The sequence below is a fragment of the Ruegeria jejuensis genome, from assembly GCF_041537905.1.
In the GTDB taxonomy this organism is placed as follows: Bacteria; Pseudomonadota; Alphaproteobacteria; order Rhodobacterales; family Rhodobacteraceae; genus Ruegeria_C.
This window is the reverse complement of record NZ_JBGRUO010000006.1, coordinates 78293-93518: the sequence shown is the minus strand read 5'-3', so window position 1 is coordinate 93518 and position 15226 is coordinate 78293. Positions and strand designations below refer to the sequence as shown.

Annotated in this window: 15 protein-coding genes; 12 read left to right on the top strand and 3 right to left on the bottom strand. The window is 61.7% G+C overall.

The genetic code is table 11. The features are described from left to right. The first annotated feature begins 13 nt into the window (after positions 1 to 13). Positions 14 to 745 carry a hypothetical protein gene (locus AB1E34_RS09235; protein WP_372572047.1) on the top strand — a complete coding sequence of 244 codons (732 nt, stop codon included), beginning with the start codon at positions 14 to 16 and terminating at the stop codon, positions 743 to 745. Here the strand turns inward: AB1E34_RS09235 and AB1E34_RS09230 are convergent. Next, on the bottom strand, positions 739 to 2682 hold the full coding sequence (locus tag AB1E34_RS09230; RefSeq protein ID WP_372572046.1) for a 4Fe-4S binding protein: 1944 nt from the start codon (positions 2680 to 2682) through the stop codon (positions 739 to 741). The two genes, AB1E34_RS09235 and AB1E34_RS09230, sit on opposite strands and share 7 nt — an antisense overlap. 360 nt (positions 2683 to 3042) lie before the next feature. On the opposite strand from AB1E34_RS09230, the gene AB1E34_RS09225 reads away from it, so the two are divergent. The 10 genes from AB1E34_RS09225 to AB1E34_RS09180 all read left to right on the top strand — a co-directional run bounded on the left by AB1E34_RS09225 (position 3043) and on the right by AB1E34_RS09180 (position 12732). Beyond that, entirely contained in the window at positions 3043 to 3576 is a 534-nt protein-coding gene (locus tag AB1E34_RS09225) for a DUF3305 domain-containing protein (protein ID WP_372572180.1), read from the top strand. Beyond that, positions 3573 to 4130: a DUF3306 domain-containing protein gene (locus AB1E34_RS09220; protein ID WP_372572045.1), complete on the top strand. Its 558-nt coding sequence runs from the start codon at positions 3573 to 3575 to the stop codon at positions 4128 to 4130. Before AB1E34_RS09225 ends, AB1E34_RS09220 begins: the two co-directional genes overlap by 4 nt. A 17-nt stretch (positions 4131 to 4147) precedes the next feature. Beyond that, positions 4148 to 4756, top strand: coding sequence for a TorD/DmsD family molecular chaperone (locus AB1E34_RS09215; RefSeq protein ID WP_372572179.1), 609 nt, complete (start codon positions 4148 to 4150; stop codon positions 4754 to 4756). Between the two features lie 55 nt (positions 4757 to 4811). After that, positions 4812 to 4997 (top strand): twin-arginine translocation signal domain-containing protein, encoded by a 186-nt coding sequence (locus tag AB1E34_RS09210; protein WP_372572044.1) that lies wholly within the window; start codon positions 4812 to 4814, stop codon positions 4995 to 4997. A gap of 153 nt (positions 4998 to 5150) precedes the next feature. Beyond that, positions 5151 to 8048: a formate dehydrogenase subunit alpha gene (locus AB1E34_RS09205; RefSeq protein WP_372572043.1), complete on the top strand. Its 2898-nt coding sequence runs from the start codon at positions 5151 to 5153 to the stop codon at positions 8046 to 8048. Between the two features lie 13 nt (positions 8049 to 8061). Further along, complete coding sequence (gene fdh3B / locus AB1E34_RS09200; RefSeq protein WP_249706918.1) at positions 8062 to 8655, top strand: formate dehydrogenase FDH3 subunit beta; 594 nt, start codon at positions 8062 to 8064, stop codon at positions 8653 to 8655. Positions 8656 to 8813: 158 nt separating this feature from the next. Further along, entirely contained in the window at positions 8814 to 9995 is a 1182-nt protein-coding gene (locus AB1E34_RS09195; protein ID WP_372572042.1) for a formate dehydrogenase subunit gamma, read from the top strand. Then, the gene (locus AB1E34_RS09190; protein ID WP_372572041.1) at positions 9976 to 11250 is read left to right on the top strand and encodes a c-type cytochrome; all 1275 of its coding nucleotides are present in this window, start codon (positions 9976 to 9978) and stop codon (positions 11248 to 11250) included. The genes AB1E34_RS09195 and AB1E34_RS09190 overlap by 20 nt, the downstream gene beginning before the upstream one ends. Before the next feature lie 2 nt (positions 11251 to 11252). After that, a complete protein-coding gene (locus tag AB1E34_RS09185; protein WP_372572040.1) occupies positions 11253 to 11378 on the top strand; it encodes a hypothetical protein in 126 nt (41 codons plus the stop codon). A 4-nt stretch (positions 11379 to 11382) separates the two neighbouring features. Beyond that, positions 11383 to 12732 carry a sigma-54-dependent transcriptional regulator gene (locus AB1E34_RS09180; RefSeq protein ID WP_372572039.1) on the top strand — a complete coding sequence of 450 codons (1350 nt, stop codon included), beginning with the start codon at positions 11383 to 11385 and terminating at the stop codon, positions 12730 to 12732. Positions 12733 to 12797: 65 nt separating this feature from the next. Here AB1E34_RS09180 and AB1E34_RS09175 read toward each other — a convergent pair whose 3' ends face one another. Both AB1E34_RS09175 and AB1E34_RS09170 read right to left on the bottom strand, forming a co-directional pair. After that, positions 12798 to 13550 (bottom strand): amino acid ABC transporter permease, encoded by a 753-nt coding sequence (locus tag AB1E34_RS09175; RefSeq protein ID WP_372572038.1) that lies wholly within the window; start codon positions 13548 to 13550, stop codon positions 12798 to 12800. Between the two features lie 16 nt (positions 13551 to 13566). Continuing rightward, positions 13567 to 14313: an amino acid ABC transporter ATP-binding protein gene (locus tag AB1E34_RS09170; RefSeq protein ID WP_372572037.1), complete on the bottom strand. Its 747-nt coding sequence runs from the start codon at positions 14311 to 14313 to the stop codon at positions 13567 to 13569. A 110-nt stretch (positions 14314 to 14423) separates the two neighbouring features. On the opposite strand from AB1E34_RS09170, the gene AB1E34_RS09165 reads away from it, so the two are divergent. After that, the gene (locus AB1E34_RS09165) at positions 14424 to 15200 is read left to right on the top strand and encodes a transporter substrate-binding domain-containing protein (RefSeq protein ID WP_372572036.1); all 777 of its coding nucleotides are present in this window, start codon (positions 14424 to 14426) and stop codon (positions 15198 to 15200) included. The last annotated feature ends 26 nt before the right edge of the window (positions 15201 to 15226 follow it).

Here is a 15226-nt window from a genome sequence, read left to right as displayed (position 1 = left end):
CTAGTTTGGCCCAATGCGTATCCTGGTTCTGATCTTGGCCCTGTTGCCGGGTTTGGCAATGGCCGATGACAAGCGGGTGGCCTTTTATGCTCCGCCCGCGCTGGTCGAGAGCGGGTTGATCCGCCACATCGCACCACGCTTTTCGCTGAAGACCCAGATCAAGGTCGATCTTGTGAATGATCCGGCGCAAGCCGAGCTGTTGCTGGGCCCGGAGGGGCGGGCGCTGTTTTCGGGGCTTGGACAGGTCTGGCATATGGAACTGCGCAGTGAGACCAAGGGCGCGCAGCGTTTTGCCGACTGGCTGACCTCGCAGGTGGGTGCGCGCACCATTCAGGGTTTTGCGCCCGAGGGCACGCCGATCTTCACCGAACCCAAGGTGCAGGAGGCGGCGGTGGCCAGGGTCGAGATGACCGGCGATGCCGTGGCAGGGCAGGGCCTGTCCTGGGCCAAATGTGGGCGCTGCCATGTGACTGAGCGGGGCAAGGGCAGTTTCGGCATCGGCTCCACCCCCAGTTTCTTTGTCATGCGTGGGTTTGACGACTGGCAGGCGCGGTTCACCGGGTTTTACGTGCTCAAACCCCATGCCGCTTTCACCCAGATCGCCGAGGTGACCGACCCCTTCCCGGTTGATCGCCCGTCGCCGATCGCGCCCATCGAACTGACGCTGGACGAGTTGGAGGCGATCCTGGCTTATGTCGCCATTCTGGACCCCGCCGATCTGGGAAAACCTCTGCAACATCAATGATCGCGCCGCTTTGAAAGATAGTCGTCGGTGGTGCGCACGCGAGGCCGCTCGCCCCCGGCGAACGGATTGTCGGTTGCGTGGAATTGCGCGTTCACCCGGCAATTGTCGCACATCTGGATCATGCGCAGCTTGTCGCCCGAGAACATCGCGTGATCCTTCAGCTTTTCGCTGATCCGGTCGATGGCGGATTTGGACCCGAACAGCGCGCCGCACTCGATACAGGCAAAGGGTTCTTCCTCGTTGAGGACTTCCTGACGCAGGGCTGCATTGGTCAGGTCGAGGCGCGGTTCATAGGTGATGGCATCCTCGGGGCAGATATTGGCGCAGAGACCGCATTGCAGGCAGGCGTCCTCCTGAAAGCGCAATTGCGGCTTGTCGGAGTTGTCTCCTAGCGCGCCCGAGGGGCAGAGTGAGACACAGGACAGGCAGAGCGTGCAGGCATCTTTATCCACCAGCACCGCGCCATAAGGCGCGTCCTCGGGCAGCGGAATCTGGTCGGTATCGGGATGCAGGGCGCGCGCCGCCTGCCGGGTGATCTGCCGCCGGGTGCCCACGGGGCGAACCGGGCTGGCAACCGGCGCAGGGGCGACCTCCGCGTAGAGCGCGTCGCTCATTGCGTCGGGGTCGGGTGTGTCGAGCAGGGTGGCTTTGCCCGCGCCTGCGATGGCGGTGATCAGCGCGATCTGGCTTTGCAGCGCAGGGATATCGGCGGTTGGACCGGGCAGAAGCGTGACCGACGCGAACCCGGCGGCGAGGGCGGCCACCGCCTCGGCATGTCCAAAGGCACCAATGGCGGTCAATTCCAGCGGGATGACGTCAGCGGGCAAGCCACGCCCGTGGCGTGCTGACAGGCGCACCATTTTCGTTCCATGGGCGTCATGCACCAGCAGGCGCGGCGCGGTTCCACCCGCATCGAGATACGCCTTGGCCATGGTCTGTACCCGCCGCATGGTCAGGTCCACCGGCGGCGCGTCATAGGTGATCGCGCCGGACGGGCAGGCGGCGGAACAGGCCCCGCAGCCCGCGCAGATCATCGGGTCGATCGCCACATGCTCTCCGGCCGAGGTGATGGCCCCGGTCGGGCACAGGTCTAGACAGGTGGTGCACCCGGTCTGCTCGGCGCGGGAATGAGCGCAGAGCAGGGGTGTTGTCTTGACATACATCGTCTTTTCAAACGTACCGGTCAGGTGCGACGCCGCCATGATAGCCGTAGCCACACCGGGCGCATGGCCGGGATCAGCGCGCAGGTAGCCATCGCGCTTCTCAGGGGCGGGAAACAGGGGCGTGCCGCCACGCAGGTCGAGGATGACATCGCATTGCGACACCGCCCCGTCGCGCGGATCGCTGAGCGTGAACGCCCCGCGCCCGCCGGGGTTCACCTGTTGCAGCGCGTCGATCACCACTTCGAAGCCGCCAAAGGCCCCGGTTGCGCGGCGCAACTTGCCGACCACCACATCAAAGGCGCGGGTGTCGGGCAGCTCACCGTCTTCAATCAGCACCGTGACCCCCAGATGATCTTTCAACTGCTCGGCAGCTTCCAGCGCCACTTCGGCGGGGCCAAGGATTAGGCAAAGTCCCTCGCTGACCACATCAAGAGTCTTTTCCGGCTCGGCGGGCAGCATCGCATTGGCGATGAGGGCGGACATTTTGGGCAGTTTCGGGGCGTCATCCGCGCTCCACCCGGCGCGGTCGCGCAGGTCCAGACTGGGCGGGGCGGGGCGGCCCAGACCCTCTGCTAACTCCTCGAAAACCCGCGCTTCCTGAGTGCAGCAAAAAACGACATCCCCCCCTTCGAGCGCGGCTTGCGCCCGGTCCAACTGTGTGGTGCACAGGGCGGAACAGGGGCGCGCGACGTTAAGGCCGGTGGCCTCGGACAGCCCTTTGGCGTCGATGGTCTGGCTTCCCAAACAATCGCAGGTTATCAATGACTTGGGCACGGTTGCCTCCCCCATGTCAGGTGGCTTTTTGCCCCCTTATTTGATCGTTTCTTGGCGTAAGCCTAGTCAGGATCGTAGCGCTTCACAAACCATTTTCGGTGCCAAGCCAAGGCCGCAGTGCACCCCGAATCAGGCAAGCGATTCGCAATTTCAGGCCGGGCACTATTCCTGACGTAAACACTCATATTAGACATATCGTCCCTTATCGCCCGCCGTCTTCGGACAGGCTGGCCAAATTGCCAGAACCCGACCCAGGGCTGGTCTATCGGGCAGAAGAGCCTTCTCGGGCACAGGATTTGGCAGTTTGATAGCTTCAGAGGAGGAACCCGGGTGATCCGAAACCCCAACCAGCACCAGACCATGCCGCTGGGTGTCGTATTGCGACGCCTTCCGGGCGTGACCCGCTGGGCCTCTTACAGCTGGAAAGCCGTTGCCGTTTTGCCCGGAGCCGGACCTGCCGACTGGCAGGAGCTGCGCCGCGAAGGTGACGCGATTGAGTACCACGCCGCGACCCTGTCACTCGATCTGCATGGGGCAGAGACCGAGGCGTATCTGCACGGTTTGTCGGCAGAGGTGCCCGCGATCTATGTGGTGATGCGCGAAAGCGGTGGCGACCATCCGCTCGATGTGGTCCTGGTCACGGCCTCGCCTTATGAGGCGCAGGATTACACTGATAGTGGCGAAGAGATCGTCGAGAAAGTGGCGATGCCCGAAGGGCTGATGGCGTGGGTGCAGGCCTTTGTCACCGAGTTTCATCAGGATGAGGTGTTCGTCAAACGCAAGCGCGACAAGAAGCGTACCGACCTGACACAGGACGGCATTGGTGATCCACGGATCGCGGGGACAGGGGATATCTATGCCTCGCCCGCGCGACAGCGGAGGCGGGTGCATTGAGCGGTGAGCGCGATTTCTGGTCCCGGCGCCAAGCCGGGGTAGCGGCCGAGGCGCAAGCGGTCGAGGCCCGCGCGGCCGAAGCCGAGGCCGCTGAGCTTGAGGCGCGCCCGGATGACGAGATTCTGGCCGAGTTAAGCCTGCCCGAGCCGGAGGCTCTGGACAGCCCCGACGCGGTGCGGGACTTCCTGAAGGCCGAGCTGCCCCAGCGCCTGAAAACCCGCGCGTTGCGGCGGCTCTGGCGGTTGAACCCGATGCTGGCCAATCTCGATGGGCTGGTGGATTACGGTGAGGATTACACCGACGCGGCCACGGTCGTCGAAAACCTGCAGACCGCCTATCAGGTGGGCAAGGGCATGTTAACCGCCTTTGTCGAAGACGCCGACGAAGATGCGACCGAAGAGGACGCGGCCCAAGACCCCTTAGACGAAGAGATCGCAGAAGAAGAACCCGCGCCACTGGTTGCGCAGGCCGAGCCGCAGCCCCTGCCAGACCCTGAACCTGAACCCGTCGCGATGCCACAGCGCCGGATGCGGTTCAGTTTTGACACGGCATAAAGATGGAAGACCCGAAGATGGACGCCGCCCAGGACATTCAGATTGCAGACATGGATCGCGCCCGCGCCGACCTATACAACTTCCTTGGCGCGTTGCTGGCTGGCCCGCCGGACCAGATGTTGCTGTCGCAAACCGCGGGTCTGACCGGAGACGACACCGAGCTGGGACAGGCCATCGGCACGCTGGCCAAGCTCGCCCGTGTGACCAAGCCCAAGGCGGCTGAATCGGAGTTCAACAAGCTTTTCATCGGGTTGGGCCGGGGCGAGCTTTTGCCCTTTGCCAGCTATTACCTGACGGGGTTTCTGAACGAGAAACCGCTGGCGCTGTTGCGTCAGGACATGTCGGCGCGCGGCATGCAACGCTCTGAGACCGTGTTCGAACCCGAAGACAGCATTGCCAGCCTGATGGAGATGATGGCCGCCATGATCGTGGGCCGGTTTGGCTCACCTGCGGAGCTGGCGACGCAGAAGCAGTTCTTCAACAAACATATCGGCCCTTGGGCGGGGCATTTCTTTACCGACCTCGAAGAGGCCAAAACCTCGGTCTTTTACACGCCCGTGGGTACGGTGGGTCGGATTTTCATGGCCGTGGAGGCGGAAGCCTTCCGGATGAGCGGCGCTGAGTGATCAGCGTCAAAAGGGTCGGGGCAACCCGGCCATAACATCGAGAGGAGACGTGTCGATGAGCAGGAAAGAAGACGGTGCATCGCGCCGCGACTTTCTGAAGCTGGCAACGACCACGGCACCCGTGGCAGCGGTGGCTGTGGCAACCAGCGCGCAGGCCGAGGCGGCAGAGCCTGACCTGAGCAAGGAGACGATGCAGGATACCGCGCATACGCGCGCGTATTTGGACAGCGCGCGCTTTTAGGGGCGCCAACAGAGGAGGAGGGCCGCGCCCGGGAATCAGCCCGGACGAGGCAGGCCAACAGCGACTGGTTGCGTGACGCCCGACTGCTGGAGGCCAAAAGGGAAAACCAAGCAAGCAACCCGGTTCAACGGGGCGCAAGCAAGGGAGGAAACAATGCTTAGGAAAAAGACCAACGGGGTTGCGCGACGCCCCCAGCGGACAAGTATCCTGTCTGAAGCAGCCAACGCCTCGGTAGATCGGCGCGCGTTTCTGCGCGGCTCGGGGCTGGTGATCGGGGGCCTGTCGGCGATTGCCGCCACGGGCGGGACGGTCACCCAGGCCAGCGCTGCCGCTGGGGCAGCAGGCAAAGTGGACTTGAAGAAATCGGTATGCACGCACTGCTCGGTCGGCTGTACGGTTGTGGCCGAGGTGCAGGACGGGGTCTGGACCGGTCAGGAGCCCGGTTGGGACAGCCCGTTCAACCTGGGCGCCCATTGCGCCAAGGGGGCCTCGGTCCGCGAGCATGCCCATGGCGAGCGCCGCCTCAAATACCCGATGAAGAAAGAGGATGGTGAGTGGAAGCGCATCAGCTGGGAGCAGGCGATCAACGAGATCGGCGATGGCATGATGACGATCCGGGACGAAAGCGGCCCGGACAGCGTTTACTGGCTGGGCTCGGCCAAGCATAACAACGAACAGGCCTATCTGTTCCGCAAGTTCGCTGCCTATTGGGGCACCAACAACGTGGACCATCAGGCACGTATCTGCCACTCGACCACCGTTGCGGGTGTTGCGAACACATGGGGCTACGGCGCCATGACCAACAGCTACAACGACATCCATAACTCCAAGGCGATCTTCATCATCGGCGGCAACCCGGCTGAGGCGCATCCGGTCTCGCTGCTGCACCTGCTGCGCGCGAAGGAGCAGAACAACGCGCCGGTGATCGTGTGTGACCCGCGCTTTACTCGCACCGCGGCCCATGCGGACGAATATGTGCGCTTCCGTCCGGGTACCGATGTGGCGCTGGTCTGGGGAATTCTGTGGCACATCTTCGACAATGGCTGGGAGGACAAAGAGTTCATCCGCACCCGTGTCTGGGGCATGGATCAGATCAAGGACGAGGTTGCCCGCTGGACCCCCGAAGAGGTCGAACGTGTGACCGGCGCGCCCGGCTCGCAGCTCAAGCGCGTGGCGCGGACCATGGCCAATAACCGGCCCGGCACCGTGATCTGGTGTATGGGTGGCACGCAGCACACCAATGGGAATAACAACACCCGTGCCTATTGCGTGCTGCAGCTTGCGCTGGGGAACATGGGCACAAGCGGTGGCGGCACCAATATCTTCCGCGGCCACGATAATGTGCAGGGCGCAACTGACCTTGGCGTGCTCAGCCACACGCTGCCCGGCTATTATGGCCTGTCGGCAGGGGCCTGGGGCCATTGGGCGCGCGTTTGGGGCGAAGACCCTGAATGGCTGGCCGGTCAGTTTGCCAAGACAACCGGCGCCGATGGCAAGGAGAAGTCGCTACAGAACCTCACCGGTATCCCGGTGTCGCGCTGGATCGACGGCATCCTTGAAGATCCCGACAACATGGACAACCCCGACAAGGTGCGGGCCATGGTGCTGTGGGGCCACGCGCCGAACTCGCAGACCCGCATGGTCGAAATGAAGAAGGCGATGGAGCAACTGGACATGCTGGTTGTCATCGACCCCTTCCCGACCGTCTCGGCCGTGCTGCATGACCGGACGGACGGAGTGTATCTGCTGCCTGCCACGACCCAGTTCGAGACGCGGGGATCAGTCACCGCCTCGAACCGGTCACTGCAATGGCGCGAGCAGGTGATTGAGCCGCTATTCGAGTCCAAGCCCGATCACGAGATCATCGCGCTGCTGTCGCAGAAGTTCGGCTTCCATGACCGTATCTTCCGCAACATCAAGCTGGAAGAGGACGGGTTGACGCCGGAGCCCGAGGACACGCTGCGCGAGATCAATCGCGGCATGTGGACGGTGGGTTATACCGGCCAGAGCCCCGAGCGGATCAAGAAGCACATGGCGAACCAGCACACGTTCGACCGGACAACGCTGCAAGCTGTGGGTGGACCTGCGGATGGCGATTACTACGGTCTGCCATGGCCCAGCTGGGGCCCGCCCGAGATGAACCATCCGGGCACGCCGAACCTCTATGACATGTCCAAGCCTGTCGCTGAGGGTGGTCTGACCTTCCGCGCTCGCTTTGGTGTCGAGCGGGACGGCGAGAACCTGCTGGCCGAAGGGGTTGCAAGCGCAGGATCGGAGATTCAGGATGGCTATCCGGAATTCACGATGCAGATGCTGATGGATCTCGGCTGGGACGGTGACCTGACCGACGAGGAACGCGCCGCGATCGATGCGGTGGCGGGTCCGGACACCAACTGGAAGACCGACCTGTCCGGCGGCATCCAGCGGGTCGCGATCGAGCATGGCTGCGCGCCCTTCGGGAACGCCAAGGCCCGCACGGTTGTGTGGACCTTCCCCGACCCGGTGCCGGTGCATCGCGAGCCGCTTTACACCAACCGCAGGGATTTGGTGGTGGATTACCCGACCTATGAGGACCGCAAGTTCTATCGCCTGCCGACGATGTACGCATCGATCCAGAAGCAGGACTTTTCAAAGGACTACCCGATCATCCTCACCTCTGGCCGTCTGGTCGAATATGAGGGCGGCGGCGATGAAACCCGGTCCAACCCGTGGCTGGCCGAGCTGCAGCAGGACATGTTTGTCGAAATCAACCCGCGTGACGCCAACAATCTGGGCGTGCGGGACGGCAGTCAGGTCTGGGTCGAAGGGCCCGAAGGCGGCAAGGTCAAGGTGATGGCGATGGTCACCAACAGGGTGGGCGAGGGCGTGGCCTTCATGCCGTTCCACTTTGGAGGCCATTTCCAGGGCGAAGACCAGAGGTCCAAATACCCCGAAGGGGCGGACCCCTATGTGTTGGGCGAAAGCACCAATACCGCCCAGACCTATGGCTATGATTCAGTCACCCAGATGCAGGAGACCAAAGCGACTCTCTGCAAGATCTGGACAGCGTAAGGAGACCTGAGAGATGGCAAGAGCAAAATTTCTCTGCGATGCCGAGCGCTGCATTGAATGCAACGCCTGTGTCACGGCCTGTAAGAACGAGCATGAAGTGCCCTGGGGCATCAACCGCCGCCGCGTGGTGACCATCAATGATGGCGACCCGGGCGAGAGGTCGATTTCCGTGGCCTGCATGCACTGTTCCGATGCGCCCTGTATGGCGGTCTGCCCGGTGGACTGCTTCTACCAGAACGAGGAAGGGGTGGTTCTGCACTCCAAGGACCTCTGCATCGGTTGCGGCTATTGCTTCTACGCGTGCCCCTTTGGCGCGCCGCAATTCCCGCAGGCTGGCAACTTTGGATCGCGCGGCAAGATGGACAAATGCACCTTCTGCGCCGGTGGTCCCGAGGAAACCCACTCCACCGCCGAGTTCGCCAAATACGGGCGCAACCGGATCGCCGAGGGCAAGCTGCCCATCTGCGCCGAGATGTGTTCGACCAAGGCGTTGCTGGCCGGAGATGGCGATGTCGTGTCGGCCATCTACCGCGAGCGTGTGGTGGCCCGTGGCTTCGGCTCGGGGGCATGGGGCTGGGGTTCAGCCTATGGCCGTCAGGACGGGTAGGCCTCGCTCAGCGACCGGCGCGCGTTCGCGCGCGCCGCAATGATCATGCCGGGACCGTGACAAGACGGTCCCGGTGGGTTTTGCCGGATTCGCATCCTTGATGCGATCAAATTTGAGGGCTGTGGCGTGCCCCGCTGCCCCGCTACTTGAGGACCCATATGCGCGCTCTTCTTTGCATACTCGCCCTTTGTCTGGCGCTGCCGGTTGCAGCGCAGGATGCTTCACCGCCTCCGGACCGGTCCGCCACTGGCGGGGCGCAAACGCTTGAGGATATCATGGCGCGCCAGCGCGGCGAGCAGGTCGCGCCGAAATCCGGCGATGCCGCCGGTGCGGCCCGCGACCTGTCAGGTCAGTTGGGTACATTGGGCGGTGCGTCAGACCCCGAGTTGTGGCGGCAGCTACGCTACGGGTCGGCGGACGTGACCGTGTCCTCCGGCGGTGAGGTCGCCTCGGTGCTGATGCAGGATGGCGGCATGGCCTGGCTGGAGTTTCGCAAGGGGCCGCTGGCGACTTATGGCGGCTATCTGTTGCTGGGAACCATCGTGCTGTTGCTGGTGTTCTTTGTCCTGCGGGGCCGGATCAAGCTGGATTATGAAAAGACTGGCCGCACCGTGACCCGGTTCAAGAAGTTCGAACGCGCGGCGCATTGGTTGCTGGCGGGGTCCTTCATCCTGCTGGGGATCACCGGTCTGCTTACCCTGTTCGGGCGCATGTTCGTTGCGCCCTACATCTCCAAGGAGTTCAACGCGACCCTGCTGATGGGGTCGAAGCTTATCCACAACAACGTGGCATGGGCCTTTATCGTCGCGCTGATCGTCGTGTTCTGCCTTTGGGTCTGGCACAACATTCCCAACCGCACCGATATCACCTGGTTTGCGCAGGCCGGGGGCATCATCGGCTCCAAACACCCGCCCGCCAAGAAGTTCAACGGCGGGCAAAAGATCATCTTCTGGAGCGTGATCCTGCTGGGGGCGTCGATTTCTTTGACCGGTGTGTCGCTGCTGTTCCCGTTTGAATTCCCGATGTTCCTGAAAACCTTCGACATGCTGCGCAGCGTGGGGATCACCGAGCTGCCTTTCTACGGTCCGCTGCCCACTGCCCTCGCGCCGCATGAAGAGATGCAATATGCTCAGGCCTGGCACGCGATTGTTGCCTTTGTCCTGATGGCGATCATCATTGCGCATATCTATATCGGCTCGGTGGGTATGGAGGGCGCTTATGATGCCATGGGCTCCGGTGAAGTCGACGAGGCCTGGGCCCGCCAGCATCACTCACTATGGCTGGAAGAGCTGGAAGAAAAGGCGAAGGCGACCCCCAAAGATGCGACGCCTGCTGAGTAGCCTGTTGCTGTGCCTCGCGCTGCCGCTGTCGGCGCAGGAGTTCACCACTTACAAGGGCCATGGCGGGCCGATCATGGGCCTGCTGGTGACCGGGGATGGCACGCTTGCCTCGGCAAGCTTCGACAATTCCGTCGGTGTCTGGAGCGGGCAGACCCCGCGCTGGCTTGACGGGCACGACGCGGCTGTGACGGCAATTGTCGAGGATAGCGAGGGCGTGCTGGTGACCGGCGGGGATGATTTTGCCGTCTGGCACTGGGGGGCGCAGCCGCGCAAGATCGGGCAGCACAAGGGCAAGGTGACCTCGCTTGCCGCATCCCCGGATGGCAGGGTTCTGGCCGCCGGATCGTGGGATGGGGATATCGTGTTGTGGCCATTGCGGGAGGACGCGCCTGAAACGCTGCCTTATCCCGGCGCAGGCGTGAATGCGGTGGCCTATTCGGCGGATGGCGCGCAGCTTTTCGCGGCGACCTCCAAAGGAGACCTGTTGCGTTATGACATGACCACCCGCGACGCGGCCCGCCCGCTGGTACGGCATGGCTTTGGCATCAACCGCCTGATCGTGGGCGATGGCTGGATCGCCTATGGCGCCGTGGACGGGGTCACGCGGGTGATCGACGCGGACTCGGCCGCGCAACTGGCCGATTTCACGCTGGATCGCCGCCCGATCCTGTCCATGGCGCATCACGCACAGACCGGGCAACTCGCCATCGGCGATGGCGAGGGGCATATCATGATGGTGGACACCGAGGCGTGGCGCATCACCCGTGATTTTCGCGCCATGCGGCAGGGGCCGGTCTGGGCGCTGGCCTTTTCCGCCGATGGCACGGTGATCCATGCGGGCGGGATTGATGACGTGATCTATGCCTGGCCCGTTGCGCTGCTGGACAGCTATGATCCGGCCGGGGGCAACACGCGCAGCTTCCTGCGCGACGTCGCCACGATGAGCAATGGCGAGCGGCAGTTCATGCGCAAGTGCTCGATCTGCCACAGTCTGGAGCCGAAGCCATCGCGCAAGGCGGGGCCAACGCTGCATGGTGTGTTCGGGCGCAAGGCTGGTGTGGTGCCGGGCTATCGCTACTCGCCAACGCTCGACGGGTCTGCAATTATCTGGACTGACACCACGATCGATGCGCTGTTCGACCAGGGGCCAGACCATTATATCCCCGGCTCGAAAATGCCGATGCAGGTGATCGCCGGGGCGCAGGACCGGGCCGACCTGATCGCGTTCTTGCGCCAGGCGACAAAGGAGGATTGACCATGAAGGCCATGATGATGGGCTTTGCCGCGCTGATCGTCATCTCGGTGGGTGCGCATTTCGGATTGCAGGAACTGGGGTTTTCGACCGATGCGCGCAATGCGGGCGACACTGTGAGGCTTGATTGACGCAATGAATGCGCCGCCGAATACCACGCTGGACATGTATGGCACCTCGCTGGCCGGGGCGTCGGTCCTTGTGATCGATGATGAGCCGGGGATGCGGCATTTTCTGACCAAGACCTTGGAAACGCGGGTTACCCGTGTCGATGCGGTGGGCTCGCCCGCGCAAGCAACCAAGGCACTGGACGAGGCGCAGTATGACCTTGTGATCCTCGACAATCTGATGCCCGGCGGAACGGGGCTGGACTGGCTGACCGAGCAGAAGCGCAAGGGGTTCTTTGCGGATGCGATCCTGATCACCGCCTATGCCGATCTGGAAACGGCGATTGCCGCGCTCAGGGCCGGGGTCAGCGACTTTGTCCTCAAACCCTTTCGCGCGAACCAGATCCTGAGTGCCGTTGCCCGGACGCTTGATCGCAAATACCTTGAACGCGACAACACGCTGCTGCGGCGCGAACTGTCTTCGGGCAGCGGGCATGGCAAGTTGCTGGGCAATTCCGAACCGATGGAGGAGGTGCGCGCGATGCTGGGGCGTCTTGCACCGCTGCCGACCTCCGTGTTGTTCACCGGTGGCAGTGGCACCGGCAAGGAATTGGCCGCGCGGCATCTGCATGATGCTTCTGACCGGGCCGAGGCGCCCTTTGTCCCGGTGAACTGCGCCACGATCCAGCCCGACCGTTTTGCCGAAGAGCTGTTCGGCATCGTTGAGGCCGAGGATCGGTTGAAACCGGGCCTGTTGCTGCTGGCCGATGGCGGGACGCTGTTGCTGGACGAGATCGCGCAGATGCCGGAAACGGTGCAGGCCGCGCTATTGCGGGTGCTGGAGGACAAAAAGGTCCGCCCGGTGGGGGCCGAGCGTGAGATTCCGCTGAATGTCCGCTTCCTGTTTGCCACCAATGACGATATCGAGGCCTCTGTCGCTGCGGGCCGGTTCCGCGCCGATCTCTATCACCGTATCCATGTTGTGAAAATCGACATGCCGCCGCTCAGGGACCGGATGGAGGATATCGTCGAGCTTACGGCTTATTTCATGGCGCAATTTTCCGCCTCGCTGGCCATGCCGTCGCTTCAATTGGATGAGGAAACCCTTCTGAAGCTGCGCCGCTATGACTGGCCGGGCAACGTTCGCGAATTGCGCAACCTGATTGAACGGTCGGTGATCCTGGGCGGCTTTCCAGAAGAATTTTCCGGCGGCGGCAGCGTCATCGGATCACAGGCGATCGAAAATCTGGACCTTGTCGTGCAGCGCCATATCCTGCACATGCTCGACCTGTGCGGCGGCAACCGCGCCGAAGCGGCCCGTCGGTTGGGCGTGTCCCGCAAGACCATCGACCGCAAGATGCAGGCCTGGTCAGAGTGACGGCTAGGGTGCAGCAGTTGCAACGCAGCGCGTCACGGGGTTTCGACCCTGATGGCCATGGGTCCCTAACGCTCGTCTGTCTTCATCTTTCGCTCCAGCCAACGGACGCCGGCAGATACGATCAGGATCAGGACCAGATATTCCAGCACCAGAATCGTGTAAATCTCCAGGGGTCTGTATTCGGACACGACCAACTCATTCGCCTTGCGGGTCAGTTCCTGCATTCCGATCACCGACACCAGAGAAGACATCTTTAGCATATATACCAACTGGTTACCCAAAGCAGGCAGAATACGTTTGATGGCCTGCGGCAGGATCACAAATCGCATCATGTCGGTGTAGCTTAACGAAATACTGTGAGAGGCCTCGTATTGACCCTTGTCGATGGATTGGATGCCGGCCCGGAAGATTTCGGCCTGAAAGGCGCTGTCGGACAGCGCGAGCGCAATCACTCCAGCCCAGAACACACCGATGGACAGACCGGTCACCTGCGGCAACCCGTAATAGACCCACAAGATCAGGACCAGAATGGGGATGGCGCGGACCAGCTCGACATAGACCCTGTTGATGCGCCGCAAATAGGGTTTTTGAGACAGGCCCGGCAAGGCAACCAGCAGGCCGACAAAAACGGAAATCAAGATCGCAATCAGCGAGAGTGACACCGTATAATAGAGCCCGCTGAGCAGAAACTTGAGGTTGGTCAGCCCGGTCGGGGTTGTCGGGTCGACGACGTACCACCCCCAATCCCCGGAACATCCCGACAGCAATATCGGAAGAGCCAGGATCAAGATTTTACGTTTCGGGCGTTTCACAAACATACCCATCCCCTATGCATCAGTGGTGCAGGATTTTTTCCAGAAAGTCCTGGCAGCGCGGACTATCCGGGGCAGAGAAGAACTTGTCCGGCGTTGCCTCTTCGACAATTTCGCCATGGTCCATAAAGACCATCTTGTCGGCGACCTTCTTTGCAAACCCCATCTCGTGGGTCACGCAGATCATCGTCATGCCGCTATCGGCGAGTTCCACCATCACATCCAAAACCTCGTTGATCATCTCGGGATCAAGCGCCGAGGTGGGTTCGTCAAAAAGCAGGATCTCTGGCTCCATGCAGAGCGAGCGCGCAATTGCGACACGCTGTTGCTGGCCACCGGACAATTGCCGCGGATATTTGTCGGCCTGCTCGGGAATCCGCACGCGGCCCAGATATTTCAGCGCGGTTTCACGCGCCTGTTCACGGGGCAGTTTGCGCGCCCGAACCGGACCCAGCATCAGGTTTTCCAGAACGGTCAGATGGGGAAACAGATTGAACTGCTGAAAGACCATCCCAACCTTGGCCCTGATCTGCCGCAGGTTCTGCGGGCTTTCATTCAGCTCTATACCATCAATGACGATCGTGCCGCTCTCATGCGCCTCCAAGCGGTTCACGCAGCGGATCAGGGTGGACTTGCCCGACCCGGATGGCCCGCAGATCACGACCTTTTCACCAAGCCCCACCTCCAGCGATACTTGTTTCAGCGCCTGGAACTCTCCAAAGTGCTTCGAAACGGCGTCCAGCGTGATCAGTGGGCTATCGGATTGCATGGCTGCGACCTCTTCTTGCTGAAGTAAGGGGTAGTAATTTGTTGATCCAAATGCAATAAATTAATCTTGGGGCAATGCTTGCATTGTCGGGATTACAGGAGGACCCCATTATGAAATTGATCAAACCATTTTTTGGTTTTGTTCTGCTGATGTTGTTCGCGGTGCCGGCAACAGCACAATCCGCTTTGCAGGAAATCCTGAGTTCGGGCGTTTTGAAAGTTGGTACAACGGGTGACTGGAACCCGATGACAATGAAGGACCCGGCAACCAACAGCTATACGGGCTTTGATATCGATGTGATGACAGAGCTTGCCACTGATCTGGGTGTTCAGGTGGAGTTTGTTCCGACCGACTGGAAAACGCTCGTCAACGGCGTCAGCTCGGGCAAGTACCAGATCACCGGGTCGGCCTCGGTTTCACCGGCGCGCGCCAAGGCGGCAGGTTACTCCGACAGCTATTTCTCGCTCGTCACGGTTCCGCTGATCTTGTCCAAGAATGCCGACCGCTTCAGTGATTGGGACGACCTGAACACGCCCGAGACGACCGTAGCCGCGACGCTTGGTACCACTCAGGAAAAGCAGGTCAAACAGTATTTCCCGGATGCCAAACACCAGATCGTGGAAGCACCGGCACGAGATTTTCAGGAGGTTCTTGCCGGTCGCGCGGATGCGCATATCACCTCCAATGTCGAGGCCATCAAACTGGTTGAGAAATACCCGCAAATGATGATCGTGCCGGTGTCGGAACCGCGCTCACCAACGCCAATTGCGATGTTGCTGCCGCAATCGGATCAGGTGTGGATCAACTACGTGAACACCTGGATTACGCTGAAAAAAGAGCGCGGGTTCTTTGACGAGCTTGCCTTGAAATGGAAACTCACCCAGTAGCACGCCTATAACGGGGTTCATGACTG